Below are 20063 nucleotides of genomic sequence, written 5' to 3'. Positions count from 1 at the left end.
GCCCACGACGACGAGAACATGGCGCGCGTGAGGACGGCGACGGCGTGACGCTCGAGCCCTGCCCCTGCGGCTCGGGCCGCGCCTATGCCGCCTGCTGCGGCCCGCTGCACGCGGGGGCACGCCTCGCCGAGACGCCGGAGGAGCTGATGCGCTCGCGCTACAGCGCATATGCGAAGCACGACGCCGACTATCTGCTGCGCACCTGGCACCCCCGCACACGCCCTCAGCCCGGCGAGCTGGTGTTCGACGAGCTCCTGCGCTGGACGGGTCTCGAGGTCACCTCCGCCGAGGGCTCGACCGTGGACTTCGTCGCGATCTACGAGACCGGCGCCACGGGTGCCCCGATGATGGGGGCGCTCGCCGAGCACGCGAGATTCGATCGTCGCGGTGGCCGCTGGGTGTACGTCGACGGCGACGTGACCGCCTGACACGCCTCGCCGCCTGATGGTCAGGCGGATGTCATCGGGTCGCAACCCGCCCGGGCGAGTCGTCGCCGAGTTGTCAGGCCGAGGTCATTCGAGCGCCACTCCCGCCGGGAAGCGTGGAACGCGTCCACCGCTCCCCAGCGAAAAGGAACGATCGCCATGCGCCTCCGTCACCTCACGGTCTCCGCCCTCGCGGGCGCCCTCGCCATCGCCGGCTCGTCCGCCCCGGCCTTCGCCGCACAGCCCGAGAAGGTCTCCGTCGCGACCACCGCCCACCGTGGCGCGATGGCCTACGCGCCGGAGAACACGCTCGCCGCCTTCCAGCTCGGCATCGACCAGGGCGCGACCTGGATCGAGTCGGACGTTCAGCTCACGAAGGACGGCGAGACGATCCTCATGCACGACACCACGCTGGCGCGCACGACCGACGTCGAGCAGGTCTTCCCCGATCGCGCCCCCTGGCGCGTGAGGGATTTCACGCTCGCCGAGATCGAGCAGCTCGACGCGGGGTCGTGGTTCGGGCCGGAGTTCGCCGGCGAACCCGTGCCCACGCTCGCCGAGATGGTGACGCAGGTGCGCTCGAGCCGGGCCGGGATCATCATGGAGCTCAAGTCGCCCGAGCTGTACCCGGGCGTCGAGCAGAAGGTGATCGACGTGTTCGCCTCGTTCCCCGGCTACGTGAAGTCGGCCCTGGCGAGCGACCGGCTGTCGGTGCAGAGCTTCAACTGGGACTCGATGAAGACGTACGCGGAGCTCGCGCCCGAGACGCCCGTCGGACTGCTGGGGGCGCCGGCGGTCGCCGACCTGCCCGCGTACGCCGAATGGGCCGAGCAGGTCAACCCCAACGCGACACAGGCCACCCCGGCGTACATCGACCAGGTCCACGCCAACGGCATGGACGTCAACGTCTGGACCGTGAACGACGTGCCGACGATGACGCGCCTGCTCGACGCGGGCGTCGACGGCATCATCACGAACACCCCCGACGTGCTCGAGGCGCTGCTGCACGAGCGCAGCAGGCGCTGATCCGGACGAGCGCGGCCCCGGCGGAGAACGTCTCGCCGGGGCCGCGCCGCGTCAGCGGCGGCGCTGGGCGTCGCGCGGATCCACGGCCACGCGCACGGCCGCACCCGCGGCGGCTGCGTCGAGCGCCTGGTCGATCTGCGCGAGCGGGTACCGGGCGCTCACGAGCTCCTCGAACGGATGGTCGGCCGCGTGATCGCGAAGGTAGCGCACGGCCGCGTCGAGGTCCTTCGGCGCGTAGTTGTGCACGCCGCGGATCGTGACGAGCCCCCGCACCAGCCGCTCGGGGTCGACCGGAAGCGGCTCGGTCGGGAACACGCTGCCCACCAGCACGACGACGCCGCCGACGCCCACGACCTCGAGCGCGGTGCCCACCGCGCGGGGTGCTCCGGACGCCTCCAGCACGATCCCGAACTCGGCGGATCCGGTCGCTGCGAGCGCCGCGGCGAGCGCGCGGTCGTCCCGGGGGTCGACGACCTGCGCCGCCCCGAACCGCGCTGCGAGCACGCGGCGCGACGGATCCGGGTCCGCGAGCACCACGGTCGCACCCCGCTGCCGCGCCATCGCGCACGCGGTGAGGCCGATGAGCCCGCCGCCCAGGATCAGGACGGTGGCGTCGTCGACGTCCGCCACCTCGTCCGCGCGGGAGAGGGCCGCCCACGCGGTCGCGGTACCGCACGCGGCGGGTGCCAGCACCTCGGCACGCAGCGTCTCGCCGACCCGCACGATCGCGGTGCCGGCCCGCAGGTGCGCGTGCGTCGCGAAGCCGCCCGTGAGCTCCCAGCGCGGCTGGATGCGCTCGTGACCGTACTTCAGCAGGCCCCGGCACTTCTGCGGCAGGCCGCGGCGACAGCGGTCGCAGTCACGGCAGCTCGCCATGATCGACCAGACGATCCGGTCGCCGACGTTCACGGAAGCTCCATCGACCGCGCGCACGCCGGGCGCCACCTCGGTCACGCGCCCGACGTACTCATGTCCGAGCACGAGCGGCGTCGGCGCCGAGCGGTGCCCCTCCACGGTGTGCACATCGGAGCCGCACACCGTCGCGAGCTCGATCGCCACGAGCGTCTCGCCGGCGCCGAGCACGACGCCCGGCACCGCGACCGTCTCGTGCGGCCGGCCGACGCCGGTCCAGACCATCGCGACCGCCGGCGGCTCGAGAACCACGTCGCGCGTCGCGGGCACGGGTGTCGGGACGAGGGCCGGCGAGGGCATGTCAGACGTTCCCGGCGGCGGGAACGGCCTCGCGCACAGGAAGGCCGAGCAGCGCGCGCAGGCCCGACACGTCATCGAGCACCGCCTGCGCACCGGCGGCCTCCAGGGTCGCGCGGTCGTGCGCGCCGCTGAGGACGCCGGCGACGAGGCCTGCGCCGGCCGCGAGGCCCGAGCGCACGTCGCTCTCGGTGTCACCGGCGACGGCGACGGCGGCGACGCCCGACACCTGTGCGCGCAGCGCCGCACCGAGCACCAGGTCGGGCGCGGGACGTCCGCGCCCCACGTCGACCGGCGACAGCGCGCCGTCGATCAGCTCGCGCCACTCGAGGCCGTCTAGGATCGCGTCCCTCGTCACGGGTGCGAAGCCCGTCGTGAGGTACACCGCGATGCCCGCGGCGCGGACGTCCTCGAGCAGCTCCCGTGCGCCGGGGATGGGCTCGACGCCCTCCTCCACGATCAGCTCGGCGTAGGCCTGCTCAAACGCCGCCGTCGCCTCCTCGGCGCGTGCGGTGTCACCGCCCGCGAGGTGCGTGAAGACGTCGAGCTTCGACTGTCCCATCGTGTCGCGCACGTACTGCAGCGCCTCGTCCCAGCTCATCCGGTCCGCCACTCCGGTGCGCTCGTGCGCACGCTGGAAGGCCCGCTCGACGACGCCGTCGTCGCGCACGGTCGTGCCGGCCATGTCGAGCACGAGAAGCTCGACGGGCTGGGTCGCGGATGCAGTCATGGGAACCCCTCTCGGTGCGGGATCGCGGCCTCGTCGGGCGATCCAACGCTCCAGCCTGTCATCGCCGGACAGAGCGGATATTCCGGTCTCGGCAATGTTCAGGCCCCGTTCACCGAGCCTTCCGCGGCGCGACGTCGCGCCCTCACGCGCCCGTCGCCGGCGCCCCGCTCAGGGCGCCGGCAAGGAGAATCCGCGGATCAGGATCCGGACGCGCCCGCCGCCGTGACGGAGACGTCCGTGCGGTGGAAGCTCTGGAACGAGCGCGAAGCGGTCGGGCCGCGCTGGCCCTGGTAACGGTTGCCGTACGCGCCCGATCCGTAGGGGTTCTCGGCGGGCGACGTGAGACGGAAGAAGCACAGCTGGCCGATCTTCATGCCCGGCCAGAGCTTGATCGGCAGGGTCGCGACGTTCGACAGCTCGAGCGTCACGTGGCCGGAGAATCCGGGGTCGATGAAGCCCGCGGTCGAGTGCGTGAGCAGGCCCAGCCGGCCGAGCGACGACTTCCCCTCGAGGCGCGCGGCGACGTCGTCGGGCAGCGAGACGGTCTCGAAGGTCGAGCCCAGCACGAACTCGCCGGGGTGCAGGATGAACGGCTCGTCCGGCGCGACCTCGACGAGGTGCGTGAGGTCGGGCTGGTCCTCCGCGGGGTCGATGAAGGGGTACTTGTGGTTGTCGAACAGCCGGAAGTACCGGTCGAGCCGCACGTCGACGCTCGACGGCTGCACCATCGCGGGGTCGTAGGGGTCCAGGGCCACGCGGCCCGAGTCGAGCTCGTCCTTGATGTCGCGATCCGAGAGCAGCACGGGGTTCAGCCTATTGGGTGGGGCCGCGGCCGACACTCGCGATGACACACGGCACTCGTCCCGTCAAGCGGGAGGCGGATCGGCGCGGGACGCGCTTACATCGAAGCGTCAACGGCCCCGAAGAGAAGGGAGACGCGCATGTCGCAGAACTCTGGTCAGACCCCCTCCACCCCGAGCACGGATGACGTCCCGGAGGTGACTCCCGCCGATGTCGCCCGCACCGCCGGCACGTCGCAGGGCCTGGAGCACGAGCCCGCGTCGGAGACCCCCGCATCGGACGCCTCCGCCTCGGCCTCCTCCACCTCGGGTTCCTCCGCCTCGGAGTCGAAGGTGCCGCCGGCAGCGGCCGAGGCGGCTGCGAACGCGGCCGAGACCGCGCAGGGCGGATCGGACGAGGACTCCGGGGACGAGGGCTCCGGGGACGAGGGCTCCGAGGAGGAGACGCCGCAGGATGCCACCCCCGAGACCGGCGGCACCTACCTCTCCGAGCCCAACGCAGCCCAGCAGAAGGTGGCAGACGGTCTGCGCACGGCGGGCGAGAAGGTCGAGTCCCTCGCTCCGGCCGACGGCGTCGCGAAGGAGATCGCCGACAAGGCCTCCGCCGGGCTCAAGCAGGCCGGCGACTGGGTGTCCGAGCGGGACGCCGGCGCGATGCTGACCGACGCGAAGTCGTTCGTGAAGCGTAAGCCGTGGGCCGCAACCGCGATCGGCGTCGGCGCCCTCGTGCTGCTGCGCACGCTGACGGGCGGCAAGGGCCGCAAGCGCTGACACCGGCTGTCGCGCCACGGGCGCGCGTGCGGGTCCTGTTATGCTGGCCCTCACGCGCTCCGGCGCGTCCGGGGCTGTAGTTCAATGGCAGAACTTCTGCTTCCCAAGCAGACAGCGCGGGTTCGATTCCCGTCAGCCCCTCCACTTTCTCTCCCCAGCCGCGGCCGCCGTCAGCGCGCGTAGCGCTCGACGAAGTTGCGGACGATCCGTCCGGTCTCGGTGACGGGCACACGACGCACGGCCGCGAGGGTGTCCTCCAGCTCGTGCGGTGCGAAGTAGCCGAAGCCGTCGTACGCGCGGATGCGCGTCGAGATGCCGTCGACGTCGAGCTCGGGATGGAATTGGGTCGCGTACACGTTTCGGCCGACCCGAAACATCTGCACGGGCGAGGCGGGTGAGGACGCCAGGAGCACGGCCGTGTCGGGAAGGTGCCTGATCGCCTCCTTGTGCCCCACGAAGGCGTCGAACGTGGGAGGCATGCCGCGCAGGAGCGGGTCCGCCGAGCCTTCCGCCGTGAGCGTCACGGGCGCGATCCCGACGTCCTCCCCGAAGGTCCGGTCGATCGTCGCTCCGATGTGCGCCCCGAGGGTGCCGACTCCGTAGCAGGCGCCGAGGAAGGGGACGTCACGCGGGACGACCTCCCGCAGCAGGGCGCCGAACTCCGCCTCGACCCTCCGCTGCACCGCGGACTTCTCATTCTCCGGATCCGAGGCGTTGAAGGGGCTGCCGCCCACGAAGATCCCCGAGATCGCGTCGAGGTCCAGGCGCGGCATCGGCTCGGCTTCGAGCCGGACGCGCATCAGCTCCTCGGGCCGAAGTCCCCCGAAGCGCAGGAACAGCTCGTACTCCTCCTCGGCGGGCCCGTCCTCGGCGCGGGTCGCGAGGAGCACGAACGGACGAGAGCGGCTCACGCTGCGGGACAGTACCAGCAGAGGGTGAGGAGCATCCGGGAAGGTGGCCGCAGGGGCCGAAGCACCGCCCGGCTCAGCCGCGGTCGCTCTTCTCCTCGTCGTCGGCCGCGAGGCTGTGCCAGATTTCGTAGGCGACGGATGCGGCGCCCTCCGCGTCGCCGGATGCAAGCAACTCGATGAGCCTGTCGTGCAGCTCGACGGACGCGTGGCCGTCGGCATCGAAGCGGAGTCGCTCGGCGCGACGCACGAGCGGATCGAACTGCTCGAGGACCGTCTCGATCGCGCGGTTGCCGAGGACGGCCACGGGGATCCGGTGGAGCTCCTCGTCGGCGTCCAGCGCGGCGCCCACATCGCCGGCCTCGACGGCTTCCGCGAAGCGACGGTTGGCCGCGCGCATGCGATCGAGGTCCGGCTGCGCCAGCGTGCCGGCGACCTCACGGGCCGCCAGCTGGTGCATCGCGGCCACGACGTCGCGCGCATCCCGGACGGCTCGCGACTCGATCCTGCTCACGGTCGTCGAGCGTCCGGGCAGCGCCACGACGAGCCCGCTCCCTCCGAGCCGCAGCAGCGCTTCCCTCACGGGCGTGCGACTGACGCCGAGCCACGCGGCCAGCTCGACGTCCTTCAGCTGCTCCCCCGGACCGAACGTACCGTCGACGATCGCATCACGAAGGCGCCGGTAGACGTCATCTCGGAGGAGCGTGCGGTCGACGGAGGCGGTACCCGGGGGAATCGGCATACAACATATTGCACACTCGATCCCGCGCCTGCGCAAACCGGGGAATAGATCTTGTCCTCGCGTGTTGCATGCAATACATTGCACATCGGAGGCGGGGTCCCGTCGCCGAAGCCGCCCCACGGGATGGGTCCCGCGGGCACTCGAAGGGAGCAGGAACCATGAGCACCACCGGTCAGCAGATCAAGAACGTCGTGCTGGTGCACGGGGCATTCGCGGACGGCGCGGGATGGCGCCGGGTCTACGACGACCTCACCGCGCGCGGGTACCGCGTGAGCATCGTGCAGAACCCCCTGACGTCGCTCGCCGACGACGTCGCGGCGACCACCCGGATCCTGGACCGTCAGGACGGACCGACGATCCTTGTCGGCCACTCGTGGGGCGGCACGGTCATCACAGAGGCGGGCAACCACCCGAACGTCGCGGGTCTCGTCTACGTCTCCGCGCTCGCGCCGGCCTCGGGAGAGACGACCGCACAGCAGTACGAGGGCTTCGCCCCCACCCCCGACTTCGTCATCGAGGTCGGCGACGACGGCTACGGGTTCCTCTCCCCCGAGAAGTTCAAGATCGGCTTCGCGGCGGACATGACGGACGAGGACGCGGCGTTCCTTCGCGATTCGCAGGTGCCGATCAACATGTCGGTGTTCGGCGAGGCCGTGACCCGCGCCGCGTGGGAGGACAAGCCCAGCTGGGCCGTCATCGCCACCGAGGACAACTCGTTCGACCAGGCGATGCTGCAGCACATGGCGCGCCGTGCGGGGGCCGAGATCACCGACGTCTCGGGCAGCCACGCGCTGTTCATCACGCAGTCGCGCGTCGTCGCGGATACGATCGTCGCGGCCGCCGAGCATGCACTGGTCTCGGTCGGCTGAGCCGCACGGACGCCGCGTCATCCATCCGTCGAAACGGGGGAAGCGGCCCGGCCCGGCGTCGGCCGGGCCGCAGTCCGCCGCGCAGACACCGTGATGATCACCGCGTTCCAGGCACCCCTGTGGATCGAGCTGCTCGCGGCCGGTCTCGGCGGCCTCCAGGGTGCGATCTTCGCAGCCGCTGAGCGCCGGCGCCGCATCGACGTCCTGGGAGTCGTCGTGATCGGCCTGGCGGTCGCGCTCGGGGGCAGCCTGCTGCGTGACAGCCTGCTCGATCAGCCGCCCGTCGTGATCTGGAGCAACGCGTACCTGCTCGTGGCCGGCGCCTCCGCGATCCTCGGCATGCTCGTCCAGCCCCTCCTCGCGCGCGGCGAGTGGGCGATCACCGCGTTGGACGCGGTCTCGATGGGCCTGTTCGGCGCGATCGGCGCCTCCAAGGCGCTCGCGCTCGGGGCGGGCCCGGCCGGTGCGCTCGTGGTCGGGATCGTCGGCGCGATCGGCGGCGGGATGCTGCGCGACGTCATCCTGAGCCTGCCGTTCTCCTTCCTCCAGGTGGGCACCCTCTACGCGGTGGCCGCGGGCGCGGGCGTCGCCACACTGCTTCTGCTCATCGGAGTCGGTACGCCGGTGCCGGTGGCGGGCGTGGTCTGCGTGATCGTGACCGCGGCCCTGCGAGTGGCCGCGGTGCGGTTCGACTGGCGGTTCCCCGAGCAGGGGCCGCTGCGGCGGCGGGTCACTCCCCGCTGAGCGCCGCGAGCACCTCCGCGGCCGTGCGCTCCTCGCGCAGGTGCGCGACGCCGAGACCGGCGTTGATCGACATGCCGCGCGGGTCGTCCGCCGCGTTCGCCGCGGCGAGCGCCTCCCCCGCCCCCGAGGCGGCGCCCGAGTCCCAGTGATGCGTGAACTCGTTCGCGATCACGCGCTCGGGGATGTCCTCGGGCCAGCCGTAGCCTGCCGCCTGGTCGAACGCCGAGGTGAGGACCGTGTCCTCGGGCCCGGCCTCGATGAGCGCGCGCCGCATGCCGGGCGACGAGAGCGCCTCCCGGCATGCGGCGAAGGCCGTCCCGACCCACGCCCCGCTCGCTCCGCGCTCGAGCACATCACGCACGTCCGCGGCCGTGGCGATCGCGCCCGCGGCGAGCACCGGTCGATCCGTCATCCGCACGGCCGTCTCGAGAAGCTCGTCGCGGTCGACAAGGAACCTCCCATGCCCGCCCGCCTCGCGGCCGCGCGCGACGATCACGTCGGCGCCGGCCGCGTCGGCCGCCTCGACGCCGGCGGGATCGAACACCTGCGCGGCCGCGCGCACGCCGCGATCATGGGCGCGGGCGATCCAGTCGAAGTCGTCCCCGAAGCTGAGCGACAGCAGCACGGGCTGCGCGTCGAGCGCGAGGTCGAACAGCGCGGGCTCCTTGCGCACGACCCAGTCGACGAGACCGATGCCGACGCGCACGCCGTCCGGCACGAGCGGCAGCTGCCGCTGCAGCGATGCGACGCTGCCCGAGCTGCCCATGCCGATCATGCCGAGCCCGCCGGCGCGGGACACCGCCGCGGCGAGCTCCCCGCCCGCGACACCGCCCATGGGCGCGTTCACGATCGGGACCCGGACGTCGAAGGGCAGCGCGGCGGACATGAACCGATCCTCTCAGCGCAGGTCGCCGCGCGGAAACCCGTGCGGCACTTTCGAAAGCACCCGCGCGTCCGCGGGCGATGTCGGCGGATGGCGCGGCCGCGCCGGTAGCGTAGAGGCATGATGCAGGACCCGCGCGACGACGAGGTCGACCTCCTCATCGACGCGTGGTCGCGCCGGCTGCCCGACATCGACCTGACACCGCTGGATGTCATGTCGCGCCTGCGTCGCGCGGCGAACCGGCTCACGCGGCTGCGCGCGGAGGCGTTCCGCGGCGCGGGCCTCGCCGCGTGGGAGTTCGACGTGCTCGCCGCCCTGCGCCGCGAGGAGCCGCCGCACGAGCTCAGCCCCATGCAGCTCGTCGCCGCCACGATGATCGGCAGCGCGGCGATGACCAACCGCATCGACAAGCTGCTCGCGCGCGGGCTCGTCGAACGCCGCCCCCACCCCCGCGACGGCCGCGGCGTGCTCGTACGCCTGTGTCCCGAGGGGATCGAACGCGCCGACGCGGCCATGACCGCGCTCGCGCAGCGGGAGGCGGAGGAACTCAGCGCCCTCAGCCGTGCCGACCAGGCGACGCTCGCGCGTCTGCTGCGCGTGCTCGCCCGGTCAGAGCCCGGCTGATCGACCTGTCCCGGCTGTCAAGCCCGTGGCGCGCCCGCATCGGCCGTCCGTAGCGTCGACTGCATGAGTACGCCAGACGCCAGGGACGACACGGGATCCGCGCGACAGCGAAAGGCCGACGATCCCACGCGGATGCGCAATCAGCCTGCGCTGCGCACGCCGAAGCGGTGGATCTGGCTCCTGCCGGGCCTCGTGCTCGCCATCGTCGCGATCGTCGTCTTCGCGATGCTGCTGCCCGTCAATCTCGCGCTCGCATGGATCGGCATCGCCTTCGTCACCGCCTCAGCGGTCGGACTCGTGGTGACGGCGTTCGCGATCCGTCAGGACCGCACCCGCAACCGAATGCTCGCGACCCTGATGGCGATCATGGCGGCGGTGGCGCTGATCCTGCTGCTCGCCATCCTGTGGTCCACGCAGGTGCCGAACATCTGACGCGCGCCCGACCTATCGGGGGCTCACTCCCCCGCGCCGACCTCGGCCGGAGCGCGCAGCCACGACACCACGATGTCGCCGATCATCGACCGGAGGTGGTCGGCCAGGGGCGCGGCATGCAGGTCGCGGTCGAACAGGAACCCGAACGTGTACTGGTTCGCGACCTGGAACACGCAGTACGAGCTGATCAGCATGTGCACGTCGAACGCCTCGACGTCCGAGCGGAACAGCCCCTCCGCGCGACCGCGCTGCAGGATCTCGTCGAGCAGACCCACGGCCGGCTGACCGAGTTCGCGGATCGCGTCGATGCGCCGGATGAACTCGCCCCGGTGGATGTTCTCGATCATCACGAGCCGGATGAACGCGCTGTGGCGGACATGGTGGTCGTAGGTGAGCTCGGCGATCCGGCGGATCGCGTCGGTGGGCGCGAGGTCTCCCACGTGGATCACGCGCTCGGCCTCGCGGATGCCGCGGTACGCCCGCTCCAGCACCGCGAGGTAGAGCTGCTCCTTGCCGCCGAAGTAGTAGTAGATCATCCGCTTCGTCGTGCGGGTTCGATCGGCGATGTCGTCCACGCGCGCCCCCGAGTACCCCTGCTCGGCGAACACCTCGGTCGCGACATCCAGGAGCTCTGCGCGCGTACGCTCCGGATCGCGCTGGCGCGCGGCGGGATCTGTCACGTGGGCTCTCTTCTCACTCGGCTCCGTCGATCTTCTCATCACCGGCCGCGAGCGCTACGCGAGCGGCTCGGCGACGGGCTCGGGCTCCGGCCGCCCGCGCGATGTCCACACCGCGCCGGCACTGGCGCACACGACGAGCGCGAGCCCCACGACCTCGAGCAGGGACAGCTCCTGTCCCAGCAGGATCCATCCGGCGACCGCGGCGGTCGCGGGCGCGAGACTCATCAGGATGCCGAACGCCGCCTCGGTGAGGCGGCGCAGCGCGATGAGCTCGAGCGCGTACGGGATCGTGGACGACAGGATCGCGACGGCCGCGCCCAGCGCAAGGATGTCGGGGCGCAGCAGGATGGAACCGGCCGTGACGATGCCGAACGGCAGCGAGATCAGGGCGCCGATCGCCATCGCGAGCGCGAGCCCCTCGAGCCGCGGGAAGGCCCTCCCCACGCGCGCCTGGCCGCGGATGTAGAACGCCCAGCTCACGGCCGCACCCAGCGCGCACAGCACGCCGACGGGGTCGAGGCGCTCCCATCCGCCTCCGCCGAGGGCGAGGACGCCCGCGAGTGCGAGACCCGCCCAGACCCACGCGGCCCGCGTGCCGGCGACGAGGATCGACAGCGTCAGCGGACCGAGCACCTCGATCGTGACGGTCACGCCGAGCGCGAGCCGCTCGAGCGCCAGGTAGAAGAACCCGTTCATCACGGCGAGCGCGACGCCGAGCCGGATGACCGCGCCCCACTCGTCGCGCGTGCGCCCGCGCAGCGAGGGCCGCGCGAGCGCGAGCAGGATGACCGCCGAGAACACGAGGCGCAGCATGACCATGCCGAGCGGACCCGCATGCGGGAACAGCAGCACCGCGATCGCGGCTCCGACCTCCTGGCACGCGAGGCCCAGCGCGACGAGCCCGACCGCCAGGCCGGAGGAGCCGCGGGTCGTCACTCGGCGGGCTCGAGCGGGCACACGGCCCGATCGGCGATCGCCTGGTGGTAGGCCTCCGCCGTCCACGGCAGGGCCGCCTCGGGGCCGTCTCGCCCGACCGCGCGGGCGCCTTCGACGCGATCGCCGCGAGCTCCTTCGAAAGGGAGCCGACGAGCCCGTCCCCCGCCGCCGAGTTGTTCAGCACGACCGCCACGGTGAGGCCGTTGTCGGCGTCGGAGTACGCGCTCGTCAGGTAGCCCGGCATCGCCCCCTGCTGGCCGATCATCGTGCCCGCGATGTACGTGCCGCCCGCGTACTGGTACCAGGAGTCGGCATCCGTGCTGACGGGCTTGGCACCGCCCCAGCGCGGCGCGAACGACTCGCCGTCCTTCGCCCGCTCGGCCAGGGCCTCGGTGTAGATGCCGAGCTCGCTGATGGTCGACACGGCGCCCGCGTTCGTGTAGCCGAAGCTCGCGGACATCTCGGTGTACTCGCGCGGATCGACGCAGCCCGCGGCGCGATCCTCCTCGTTCGAGAAGTAGCCCGGCAGCGCGGGCTCGCCGGGAGCCGCCGCCTCGCGGCCCGGAAGCGCCGTCGCCTGCAGGCCGAGCGGCTCGGTGACGTACTGCCGGAACAGCTCGGCCGGCGTCGCGCGCGCGGCGTTCGACAGCGCGATGCCGAGCAGGAGGTAGCCCGTGTCCGACTCCGTGAACGCCACGCCCGGCTCGGTGCTCGCCTGGCCGAGACCGGCGGCCGCGATCTCGCGCGGGTTCCACTGGCGTGCGGGCGTGCGCAGCGCGTAGGGCAGCAGCGTGGGGGTCGAGCGGCCGAGACCCGACGTGTTGTCGCACAGCTGCTGGAGCGTCACGTTCGACAGATTCGGAGAGCTCGGCACGTACTGCGAGACCGGGTCGTCGAGCGCGACGACGCCGTCGTCCACGAGCCCGTAGAGCACGTCGCACGTCATGGGGCGCGTCATGGTCGTGATGCGGAAGGCCATGTCGGTGGTGACGGGCTCATCGCCGCCAGGGGCGGTCGTTCCGAGACCCTCGACCCAGGCGCCGGCCCACGGCACCCACACGCCGACGATCGCGCCGGACGATCCGGACGCCGCCATCGCGTGCTCGACGGCCTCCTGCAGCTCGGTCACGATGTCGGCCGGCAGCTCCCCGGTCACCTGCTCCGGCGTGCGCGCCTGCACGGCTTCCCCGCCTGTGCACCCGCTCACTGCCATCGCGATCGCCACCGTCGCCGCGAGTGCGCTGACGGCGCGCCGCACCTGTGATCGACCCCGCATCGACACCCCCGATCGCCCGTTCACCGAGTCTATGTCCCGTCCCGCGCGTTCCTGATCCGGGCGATCCCTGAACGACAGATCGTTATGACGTCGCGGCGGCGGCGGCCTGGCGCTGCTCCCACACGGCGCGCATGAAGCGGCGCACGTCCTGGTCGACGCGGATGTCGCTCGGCCGCAGCGGGCGCGACAGGTAGAGGCCCTCGAGCGACGTCAGGCGACTGAGGGCCACGTACGTCTGCCCCGGCGCGAACGCCCCGGCTCCGAGGTCGACGACCGCCCGGTCGTACGTCTTCCCCTGCGACTTGTGGATGGTCACGGCCCACGCCAGCCGCAGCGGGAACTGCGTGAACTCGGCCACGACCTCGCGCGTCAGCTTGCGGCCGATCGGGTCGTACGCGTAGCGGTACTTCTCCCACACGGCGGGCTCGACCTCGAACTCCTCGCCGTCGACGTCGACGCGCACGGTCTCGCCGACGATGCGCGTGACCGTGCCGATCGTGCCGTTCACCCAGCGGGGCGGCTCGCCCGCCGATCCGGCGTCGTTGCGCAGGAACATCACCTGCGCGCCGATCTTGAGCTTGAGCTCCTGATCGGCCGGGTACACGTCGCCGCGGCCGAAGTCGCCGTTCACGTCGGCCTTCGCGGTCTGCTCGCGTCCGGGCAGCTGCGCCAGATGACGCGCGTTGATCGCGTTCACGCGGTCATTGCGCGTGGCGAGCGTGATGATGGGGTGCTCGGGATCGTCGGGCGGCGTGCGCGCCCCGGTCGCGTTCAGGATGTCGGCGATCTCCTTCGTGACGCGCCCGTAGCGCACCGCGTTGAGCATGGCCTTGAACGCGTCGTCGTCCTGGCGGTGGATCTGCGTGAGCTCGCGGATGTGCAGCTCGGCGCCGTGCCGGCCGAGCTCGATCAACCCGTCTCCCTCGGGCGCCCGCCCCGCCCACACGTGCGCGTCGAAGAACCAGAACGAGCGGTAGTGGTCCTGAATGTAGCGCGCCTCGTCGCCGCGAGGCGGCACCGGGGCGAGCTGATACGGATCGCCGAACATCACGATCTGCACGCCGCCGAACGGCTCGCCGCGGCGCCCGCGCGCCTGCCGCAGCGATCGGTCGATGCCGTCCATCAGGTCGGCGTTGACCATGGAGATCTCGTCGATCACGAGCGTGTCGATCGCGTTCAGCAGCTTCCGCGTCGCGTCGTTCTGCTCGATGTCGCTGTCGGCGATGAGGCCGATCGGCAGTTTGAACAGCGAGTGGATCGTCTGTCCCTCGACGTTCAGGGCCGCGACGCCCGTGGGCGCACACACCGCGATCTGCTTCTTCGTGTTCCACGCGAGGTGGTTCAGCAGCGTGGACTTGCCGGTTCCCGCGCGCCCGGTCACGAAGACGTGCTCGCGCGTGTCCTCGATGAGGCGGAAGAGCTCTTCCTGCTCGGGGGACAGCGCGGGCATGGGCTCTATCCTCCCACCCGGTCGGCCGCCGCATCCGCGCCATGCACAGGCGTTTCGGGACCGTCACGGCGAGACACGCTCAGGATGATCCGACCCTGCTCTCTTTAGACTGACGCAATGGACCAGGCCACCGCGAGCGCCCCGCTGTCGGCGGCCCCCGCGGCAGGCGGCCCCGCTCGCCCGGCGGGCAGGGGCGGCTCCCTGAAGGGCGATCTGGTGATCCTCGGCGTCGTGGGCGTGCTGCTCGCGGGGGCCATCTGGGCCGGGTTCTCTGCCCTGCACCGCCAGTTCTGGGGCCCGAGCGCGTTCGTCGAGCGCTACATCGCCATGCTCTCCGAGGGCGACGCCGCGGGTGCCCTCGCGGTGCCGGGCGTCACGCTCGACAGCACGGACCTGGAGGCGGCGGGCCTGCCGGCGAGCGCGTCGGACGCTCTGCTGCGCAAGGCGGCTCTGACCTTCGACATCAGCGACGTCGAGATCACGTCCGAGCGCGAGGTCGACGGCGTCGTCGAGGTGACCGCGTCGTACCGGATCGACGGCACGGCCGGCAGCTCCGCCTTCCGCGTCGAGCGGATCGGCACCGAGGGACTCGTGCCGCGCTGGAGCTTTGAGACGAGCCCGCTCGCCGAGCTCCGGGTGGGGGTGCGCGGGTCGATGCAGTTCGCCGTGAACGGCTTCGAGCTCGACAAGCGCCAGGTCTCCCCCGACGGCTCCGAGGCCGATCCGATGGACGCGGTCTCGCTGCTCGTGTTCTCCCCCGGCATCTACAGCGTCGACGTCGACACGGCGATGGCAGAAGCCGACCCCGTGCACGTGCTCGCCGACACGGCGCTGCACAGCGTGCCGCTGGACATCCAGGCGGAGCCGAGCAAGGCCTTCGTCGACGTGGTCGAGGAGAAGGTCTCGGCGTTCCTCACCGACTGCGCCACGCAGGAGGTGATGCAGCCCACCGGCTGCCCGTTCGGCATGGACACGCACGCCGTCGGCGGCGATCGCGTGCTCGCCGACACGATCGACTGGACGATCCCGTCGCAGCCGCCGGTCGTGGTGGTGCCCAGCGACGAGTACTTCGCGATCTCGGCCGCGACCGGCACGGCGCACTTCGACGCCGACGTCGTCTCGCTGTTCGACGGCTCCGTCTACCACGTCAGCGAGGACGTGCCGTTCGTGATCGACGGCACGGTCGACGTCCTGCCCGACGGCACGGCGTCGATCCTGATCGGCAGCCCCGCGCTGCGCTGATCCGGAGTCCGCTGGGGCGCGCTACCGGACGCTGTCGCGCTCGGCGAGCTTCGCCAGGCGGGCGTTGTACGCCGCGAGCTCCGCGTCGTCCGTGCGGTCGGCGTGGCGGTCGGACCGGCGCTGCTGGCGCTCGTCGCTGCGGCTCCACTGGATCGCCACCACGATGGCCGTGATGAGCGTCGGGATCTCGCCGATCGACCACGCCACGCCGCCGCCGATGTACTGATCCTCGAGCGGTGTCGGACCCCACGTGCGGCCCATCGCGCCGAACCACTCGGCGATCATCAGCCCCGACTGCATCATGATCGCGACGCCGAAGAACGCGTGGATCGCCATGACCGCGATGAGCGTGACGAGCCGACCGGGATAGGGCATGCGGTAGGGCAGCGGATCGATCCCCGTCAGCGTCATCACGAACAGGAAGCCCGAGATGAGGAAGTGCGTGACCATCCACACGTGCCCGAGGTGGTCGTACAGCGACCAGCGGAAGAGGTCGGTGTAGTAGAACACCCAGAGAGAGCCGACGAAGATGCCGGCGGCGACGAGCGGATGCGTGACGACGCGCGCGAAGGGGCTGTGCACGGCCCACATGATCCACTCGCGGCCACCGCGCGTGCCGTCGTCGCGCTTCGCGATCGCGCGCAGCGCGAGCGTGATCGGCGCGCCCGGGACGAGCATCAGCGGGATGCCCATCGTCAGCAGCATGTGCCCGAGCATGTGGAGGCTGAACAGATAGTCCTGGTAGGCGTTGATCGGCCCGGACGTGACCCAGAACAGCGTCACCATCCCGAGCACCCACAGCACCGTGCGGAAGATCGGCCAGCGGTCACCGCGCCGCCGCAGCCGGATCACGCCCGCCAGGTAGAACGCGATGCCGAAGACCGCGACGAACGCCCACAGCAGGTCGACGTCCCACACCGTGAACCAGCGCTCGAGCGTGAGCTCCGGCGGCAGCGGCTCGTCGGTGAGGATCTCCGCGGGCGTCGAGGAGTACGGCGTCTCGGTGAGCGGCGGCGACGTGCGCGCGAGAGCGGCGGCCGCACCCGAGGCCACGCCCATGAACGCGAGCTCGACCGCGATGAGCGTCCAGAACGTCCGGGCCTTACGGGCGCGGTCGATGCGGTCGATCAGGCGCAGCCGGTACCAGGCCGCGAGCAGTCCCATGAACACGAGAGCCGCGATCTTCAGGCACAGGATGCCGCCGTACGGCGTGGTCAGCTGCTCCCACGAGCTGATGGACGACAGCGTCCGCGCGAAGCCCGACAGCGTCACGATCACGAATGCGAGCAGCGCGATGGAGGAGTAGCGGCGCAGCACGTCGGGAAGGAGCCGTCCCGACAGTGCGGGCCGCAGGACGACGAGCAGCACGAGGCCGCCGAGCCACACGGCCGCGCCCACGATGTGCAGGCTCATCGCGGTCACCGTGGCGTCGTGGCTCGCCAGCTCGCCCGAGTGCCCCTGCGTCGCCATCGGGATGAGCGAGGCGATCGCCAGGATCGCCGTGAGCAGCGTTGCCGTCCACGACCGGATCGCGAACGCCAGGATCGTGACGACCGCGGCCGCGATGGTCGTGATGAGCCAGGTGCGGCCCAGCTCGACCTCCGTCAGGAACGCCCCGAGCTGGGCGCCGAACTCCGGTCCCGCCGACAGCTGCGGATTGAAGGAGTCGAGGAAGGTGAAGAACCCGACCGCGCCGGCCGAGATCGTGAAGACCGCGGCGCCGATCGAGGCGACATCCAGCGCGCCGTCGAACTCGCGCTCACCGGCCTTCAGCGCGAACAGCGCGAGCACGAGGGATCCCGCCATGACGGCGGCCGCCAGGTTCACGATCAGCTTCGCGACCGGCAGACCCCACCGCACGAACGGGCCGGGATCGCCGGCCGACAGCGGATCGGCCGCCCCGCCGTAGGCGAGCGCCGCGAAGCACGTGAGCACGGCCGCGGCGACGAGGATCACGGGCCCGATGGCCCGCAGCGCGCGCGGATTCACCCGTTCAGCCTAGTTCCGCGAGCCTGGGACGGATCTGACTCCCGCGCGGGCGCTCACGAGAGGCGCCGACCCGAGCGTGAGGAGAAAAGTCAAGCCCGGTGACCGGGAATTGAGGGGACCCATAGCGTGTCGGCCATGAGTATCGGAACCGGAGTAGTGCTGTTCGTGATCGGTGCCATCCTGGCGTTCGGCCTCGAGATCGACATCCCTGGCGTTGACGACGACTTCATCGGCTACCTGCTGATGGCGGTCGGCGTCATCGTGTTCATCGTCGGCCTGGTGCTGCTGACCCGCCGTCGCTCGGCCGTCGAGCGCACCCGCACGGTCAACGATCCGGGCGCGGGCAACGTCACGGAGCGTCGCACCGACGTCGACCCCTATTGATCTGAAGCACCCGAAGCGTCGACCCGAGAGACGCGAAAGGGGATGCCTCCGTCGTGGAGGCATCCCCTTTTCCGTTGCGCCGGAATTACTTGGCGGCGGCCTTCAGCTTGGAGCCCGCGGTCACCTTGACGCGCTTGCCGGCCGGGATCTTGATCTCGGCGCCGGTCTGCGGGTTGCGGCCGGTGCGAGCGGCCGTCTCGACCTGCTCGAACGCGATCCAGCCCGGGATCGAGACCTTCGAGCCCTTCGCGACGGCCTCCGAGACCGTGGTGAAGAGGGCGTCGAGAACGCCCGAGACCGCGGACTGGCTCTGGCCCGTGGCGCTGGCGATGCTCGCGACGAGCTCGGTCTTAGTGATGGACTTGTCGGCCATGTCATCCTCCAGCGGCGCCGCGAGGACGCCGCGCTGTGATCAATGGACCGGAGACGGTTTACCCCCGGGCGATCGTCGATCGCGCCTCGAATGTATCAACGGGGCCCGGAATTCCGCGGATTCTCGCGGGAATCCGGGCGATTCGGCTGGCGTGTCGGGTGCTGGAGTGACGGATGTGACTGCTGTGGCGAACTTCGGCGCGTCCCGCGGAATTCCGCGGTTCGGGGCGGGACGTCGGGTGGCCGCATGCGCGGTGAAGCCTCACGCGTGCAGCGTGCGCAGCGCGGCCACGACGTCGTCGTGCCAGCGCCGCGACACGGCCAGGACGCGCGCGAAGATGCCGGTGTCGTGAGTCGCGCCGAGGTACTGCACGGCGCTCGCCTCGACGCCGGCCTGGCGCAGCGCCGCGGCGTAGGCGACGCCGTCGCCCCGCAGCGGGTCGTACTCCGCCGTGAGGATCACGGCTGGCGGCAGCCCCTCGAGCGACTCCGCCCGGATCGGTGAGGCATACGGCTCGCGTGCGTCCTTCCGGTGGCGCAGGTAGGTGCGGGCGACGGACGCCAGCTCTCGCGCCATCAGGAGGGTGGGGATGCCGAGTGCGCGGGACGCCCGGAAGTCGATGTGACGCCCCGTGAGGTCGACGACGGGCACCTCCAGCAGCTGGAGGCGCAGCGGCAGCTTGCCGCGGTCGCGGTTCATGAGCGCCACCGCCGCCGCGATGTTCCCGCCCGCCGACGTGCCGGCGAGGCCCACGCGGCCGGGATCGATCCCCAGCTCCTCGGCGTGCGCGAACACGTACTCGAGTGCCGCGTGGCCCTGCATCACCTGCGTCGGGTACTTGTGCTCGGGCGCGAGCGCGTAGCCGACGCCGACGATCGCGATCCCCGCCTCCGCGGCCCGGCGGCGATTGGCGGCATCCGTCGTCGGGAAGTCGAGACCGCCGATCCGGAAGGCGCCGCCGAAGAACGCGAGGCACGCGGGAACGGGCTGCGCGGGACGCTCCCCCGTCGTGGGGTAGTAGATGCGCAGAAGCACGTCGGGCTGGCCGGGCACCGGCACGACGCGGTCGATCGTGTGCACGCGCGGCCCGGGCACGCCGTTCTTGCGCTGCTCCGTGCGATCCCAGGACAGCGCGATCTTGCGATGCTCGGCCCGGCGCCGGCTCGGGCGGTGCGCATCGGCGGCGGGCTCGTGCCGGGCGGGCGACTCGGCGCCGTCACGGGACTCGGCCTTCGCGGCGGCGTGCGCACGCGCCTTCTCCTCGGCCGGGGCCCCCTTCACGGCTGCCTCCGCGGCGGGACGCATGAACCACGGCCAGCCGAGGCGCTGCTTCAGTCCCTCGAGGCCCTGCGCGATCATGTACTTCCGCTGCCGACGCAGACGCTCGGCGAAGAACGGATCGAGCGGCATGCCAACCTCCTTCAGTCCCGGGTGTCATCCTCGCTCGCTCGCCGCCCACCCTGGTCGCGACGAGCGACGCCTCATGCGCGATGGGTGGCTCAGTCGTGCCGCAAAGCTCGGCCGATCGGTCCCGTCGTCCTTGTTCCTCCCATCGTGCCAAAGCCGGCGA

At 71.6% G+C, this 20063-nt stretch carries 21 protein-coding genes, 1 tRNA gene and 1 pseudogene; 10 read left to right on the top strand and 13 right to left on the bottom strand.

Annotation, left to right across the window (positions count from 1 at the left end; translation table 11 throughout):
• Positions 1-44 precede the first annotated feature (44 nt).
• Positions 45-428, top strand: a complete 384-nt coding sequence (locus BJP60_RS01275) for a YchJ family protein (RefSeq protein WP_203137033.1) — start codon at positions 45-47, stop codon at positions 426-428.
• A gap of 156 nt (positions 429-584) precedes the next feature.
• Positions 585-1451 (top strand): glycerophosphodiester phosphodiesterase, encoded by an 867-nt coding sequence (locus tag BJP60_RS01270; protein WP_203137032.1) that lies wholly within the window; start codon positions 585-587, stop codon positions 1449-1451.
• Positions 1452-1502: 51 nt separating this feature from the next.
• Here BJP60_RS01270 and BJP60_RS01265 read toward each other — a convergent pair whose 3' ends face one another.
• From BJP60_RS01265 to dcd, 3 genes are all read right to left on the bottom strand, one after another.
• Entirely contained in the window at positions 1503-2663 is a 1161-nt protein-coding gene (locus BJP60_RS01265) for a zinc-binding dehydrogenase (protein WP_203137031.1), read from the bottom strand.
• A gap of 1 nt (position 2664) precedes the next feature.
• Positions 2665-3390: an HAD-IA family hydrolase gene (locus BJP60_RS01260; RefSeq protein ID WP_203137030.1), complete on the bottom strand. Its 726-nt coding sequence runs from the start codon at positions 3388-3390 to the stop codon at positions 2665-2667.
• A 197-nt stretch (positions 3391-3587) separates the two neighbouring features.
• A complete protein-coding gene (gene dcd, locus BJP60_RS01255) occupies positions 3588-4193 on the bottom strand; it encodes a dCTP deaminase (RefSeq protein WP_203137029.1) in 606 nt (201 codons plus the stop codon).
• Between the two features lie 138 nt (positions 4194-4331).
• Between dcd and BJP60_RS01250 the strand changes: the two genes are divergently transcribed.
• Positions 4332-4961, top strand: a complete 630-nt coding sequence (locus tag BJP60_RS01250) for a hypothetical protein (protein ID WP_203137028.1) — start codon at positions 4332-4334, stop codon at positions 4959-4961.
• Positions 4962-5031: 70 nt separating this feature from the next.
• A tRNA-Gly gene (locus BJP60_RS01245) sits at positions 5032-5105 on the top strand.
• A 26-nt stretch (positions 5106-5131) separates the two neighbouring features.
• Here the strand turns inward: BJP60_RS01245 and BJP60_RS01240 are convergent.
• Positions 5132-5872, bottom strand: a complete 741-nt coding sequence (locus BJP60_RS01240) for a glutamine amidotransferase (RefSeq protein WP_203137027.1) — start codon at positions 5870-5872, stop codon at positions 5132-5134.
• Positions 5873-5945: 73 nt separating this feature from the next.
• Positions 5946-6611 carry a GntR family transcriptional regulator gene (locus BJP60_RS01235; RefSeq protein ID WP_203137025.1) on the bottom strand — a complete coding sequence of 222 codons (666 nt, stop codon included), beginning with the start codon at positions 6609-6611 and terminating at the stop codon, positions 5946-5948.
• 158 nt (positions 6612-6769) lie between these two features.
• Here BJP60_RS01235 and BJP60_RS01230 point away from each other — a divergent pair, with 158 nt between their 5' ends.
• Both BJP60_RS01230 and BJP60_RS01225 read left to right on the top strand, forming a co-directional pair.
• The gene (locus BJP60_RS01230; protein ID WP_203137023.1) at positions 6770-7480 is read left to right on the top strand and encodes an alpha/beta fold hydrolase; all 711 of its coding nucleotides are present in this window, start codon (positions 6770-6772) and stop codon (positions 7478-7480) included.
• A gap of 93 nt (positions 7481-7573) precedes the next feature.
• On the top strand, positions 7574-8224 hold the full coding sequence (locus BJP60_RS01225) for a trimeric intracellular cation channel family protein (RefSeq protein ID WP_203137020.1): 651 nt from the start codon (positions 7574-7576) through the stop codon (positions 8222-8224).
• Here the strand turns inward: BJP60_RS01225 and BJP60_RS01220 are convergent.
• A complete protein-coding gene (locus BJP60_RS01220; protein WP_203137018.1) occupies positions 8211-9110 on the bottom strand; it encodes a nitronate monooxygenase in 900 nt (299 codons plus the stop codon). The two genes, BJP60_RS01225 and BJP60_RS01220, sit on opposite strands and share 14 nt — an antisense overlap.
• A gap of 117 nt (positions 9111-9227) precedes the next feature.
• Here BJP60_RS01220 and BJP60_RS01215 point away from each other — a divergent pair, with 117 nt between their 5' ends.
• Positions 9228-9731 carry a MarR family winged helix-turn-helix transcriptional regulator gene (locus tag BJP60_RS01215; protein WP_442923390.1) on the top strand — a complete coding sequence of 168 codons (504 nt, stop codon included), beginning with the start codon at positions 9228-9230 and terminating at the stop codon, positions 9729-9731.
• A 63-nt stretch (positions 9732-9794) separates the two neighbouring features.
• Positions 9795-10163, top strand: a complete 369-nt coding sequence (locus BJP60_RS01210) for a hypothetical protein (RefSeq protein ID WP_203137016.1) — start codon at positions 9795-9797, stop codon at positions 10161-10163.
• Between the two features lie 23 nt (positions 10164-10186).
• Here the strand turns inward: BJP60_RS01210 and BJP60_RS01205 are convergent, their stop codons facing one another.
• The 4 genes and pseudogenes from BJP60_RS01205 to BJP60_RS01190 form a co-directional block, all read right to left on the bottom strand.
• On the bottom strand, positions 10187-10843 hold the full coding sequence (locus BJP60_RS01205; RefSeq protein WP_238439497.1) for a TetR/AcrR family transcriptional regulator: 657 nt from the start codon (positions 10841-10843) through the stop codon (positions 10187-10189).
• 54 nt (positions 10844-10897) lie between these two features.
• Positions 10898-11779 carry an EamA family transporter gene (locus BJP60_RS01200; RefSeq protein ID WP_203137013.1) on the bottom strand — a complete coding sequence of 294 codons (882 nt, stop codon included), beginning with the start codon at positions 11777-11779 and terminating at the stop codon, positions 10898-10900.
• A 226-nt stretch (positions 11780-12005) separates the two neighbouring features.
• Positions 12006-12875: pseudogene (locus BJP60_RS15540) on the bottom strand (serine hydrolase domain-containing protein); the annotation flags it as partial.
• A 262-nt stretch (positions 12876-13137) separates the two neighbouring features.
• Positions 13138-14505 carry an ATP-dependent DNA helicase gene (locus BJP60_RS01190; RefSeq protein WP_203137012.1) on the bottom strand — a complete coding sequence of 456 codons (1368 nt, stop codon included), beginning with the start codon at positions 14503-14505 and terminating at the stop codon, positions 13138-13140.
• Positions 14506-14622: 117 nt separating this feature from the next.
• Here BJP60_RS01190 and BJP60_RS01185 point away from each other — a divergent pair, with 117 nt between their 5' ends.
• Positions 14623-15747, top strand: coding sequence for a hypothetical protein (locus tag BJP60_RS01185; protein WP_238439496.1), 1125 nt, complete (start codon positions 14623-14625; stop codon positions 15745-15747).
• 21 nt (positions 15748-15768) lie between these two features.
• Here the strand turns inward: BJP60_RS01185 and BJP60_RS01180 are convergent, their stop codons facing one another.
• Entirely contained in the window at positions 15769-17736 is a 1968-nt protein-coding gene (locus BJP60_RS01180; RefSeq protein WP_203137011.1) for a cytochrome c oxidase assembly protein, read from the bottom strand.
• Positions 17737-17871: 135 nt separating this feature from the next.
• On the opposite strand from BJP60_RS01180, the gene BJP60_RS01175 reads away from it, so the two are divergent.
• Complete coding sequence (locus tag BJP60_RS01175; protein WP_203137010.1) at positions 17872-18120, top strand: DUF6458 family protein; 249 nt, start codon at positions 17872-17874, stop codon at positions 18118-18120.
• Between the two features lie 85 nt (positions 18121-18205).
• Here the strand turns inward: BJP60_RS01175 and BJP60_RS01170 are convergent, their stop codons facing one another.
• Positions 18206-18493, bottom strand: a complete 288-nt coding sequence (locus tag BJP60_RS01170; RefSeq protein WP_203137009.1) for an HU family DNA-binding protein — start codon at positions 18491-18493, stop codon at positions 18206-18208.
• Between the two features lie 261 nt (positions 18494-18754).
• Positions 18755-19903 carry an alpha/beta hydrolase gene (locus BJP60_RS01165; protein ID WP_203137008.1) on the bottom strand — a complete coding sequence of 383 codons (1149 nt, stop codon included), beginning with the start codon at positions 19901-19903 and terminating at the stop codon, positions 18755-18757.
• Between the last annotated feature and the right edge of the window lie 160 nt (positions 19904-20063).

Origin of the sequence: Microbacterium sp. JZ31, assembly GCF_016805985.1 — a bacterium.
In the GTDB taxonomy this organism is placed as follows: domain Bacteria; phylum Actinomycetota; class Actinomycetes; order Actinomycetales; family Microbacteriaceae; genus Microbacterium.
Note: the sequence above shows the minus strand (reverse complement) of the source record. Positions and strands in the feature narration are given on the sequence as shown.

What these genes read in the sequence shown, in the direction of transcription:
- BJP60_RS01270 (WP_203137032.1), top strand. Translation starts at nt 585, where the DNA reads ATGCGCCTCCGTCACCTCACGGTCTCCGCCCTCGCGGGCGCCCTCGCC.
- BJP60_RS01265 (WP_203137031.1), bottom strand. Translation starts at nt 2,663, where the DNA reads ATGCCCTCGCCGGCCCTCGTCCCGACACCCGTGCCCGCGACGCGCGAC.
- BJP60_RS01260 (WP_203137030.1), bottom strand. Translation starts at nt 3,390, where the DNA reads ATGACTGCATCCGCGACCCAGCCCGTCGAGCTTCTCGTGCTCGACATG.
- BJP60_RS01250 (WP_203137028.1), top strand. Translation starts at nt 4,332, where the DNA reads ATGTCGCAGAACTCTGGTCAGACCCCCTCCACCCCGAGCACGGATGAC.
- BJP60_RS01235 (WP_203137025.1), bottom strand. Translation starts at nt 6,611, where the DNA reads ATGCCGATTCCCCCGGGTACCGCCTCCGTCGACCGCACGCTCCTCCGA.
- BJP60_RS01230 (WP_203137023.1), top strand. Translation starts at nt 6,770, where the DNA reads ATGAGCACCACCGGTCAGCAGATCAAGAACGTCGTGCTGGTGCACGGG.
- BJP60_RS01225 (WP_203137020.1), top strand. Translation starts at nt 7,574, where the DNA reads ATGATCACCGCGTTCCAGGCACCCCTGTGGATCGAGCTGCTCGCGGCC.
- BJP60_RS01220 (WP_203137018.1), bottom strand. Translation starts at nt 9,110, where the DNA reads ATGTCCGCCGCGCTGCCCTTCGACGTCCGGGTCCCGATCGTGAACGCG.
- BJP60_RS01215 (WP_442923390.1), top strand. Translation starts at nt 9,228, where the DNA reads ATGATGCAGGACCCGCGCGACGACGAGGTCGACCTCCTCATCGACGCG.
- BJP60_RS01210 (WP_203137016.1), top strand. Translation starts at nt 9,795, where the DNA reads ATGAGTACGCCAGACGCCAGGGACGACACGGGATCCGCGCGACAGCGA.
- BJP60_RS01190 (WP_203137012.1), bottom strand. Translation starts at nt 14,505, where the DNA reads ATGCCCGCGCTGTCCCCCGAGCAGGAAGAGCTCTTCCGCCTCATCGAG.
- BJP60_RS01185 (WP_238439496.1), top strand. Translation starts at nt 14,623, where the DNA reads ATGGACCAGGCCACCGCGAGCGCCCCGCTGTCGGCGGCCCCCGCGGCA.
- BJP60_RS01175 (WP_203137010.1), top strand. Translation starts at nt 17,872, where the DNA reads ATGAGTATCGGAACCGGAGTAGTGCTGTTCGTGATCGGTGCCATCCTG.
- BJP60_RS01170 (WP_203137009.1), bottom strand. Translation starts at nt 18,493, where the DNA reads ATGGCCGACAAGTCCATCACTAAGACCGAGCTCGTCGCGAGCATCGCC.
- BJP60_RS01165 (WP_203137008.1), bottom strand. Translation starts at nt 19,903, where the DNA reads ATGCCGCTCGATCCGTTCTTCGCCGAGCGTCTGCGTCGGCAGCGGAAG.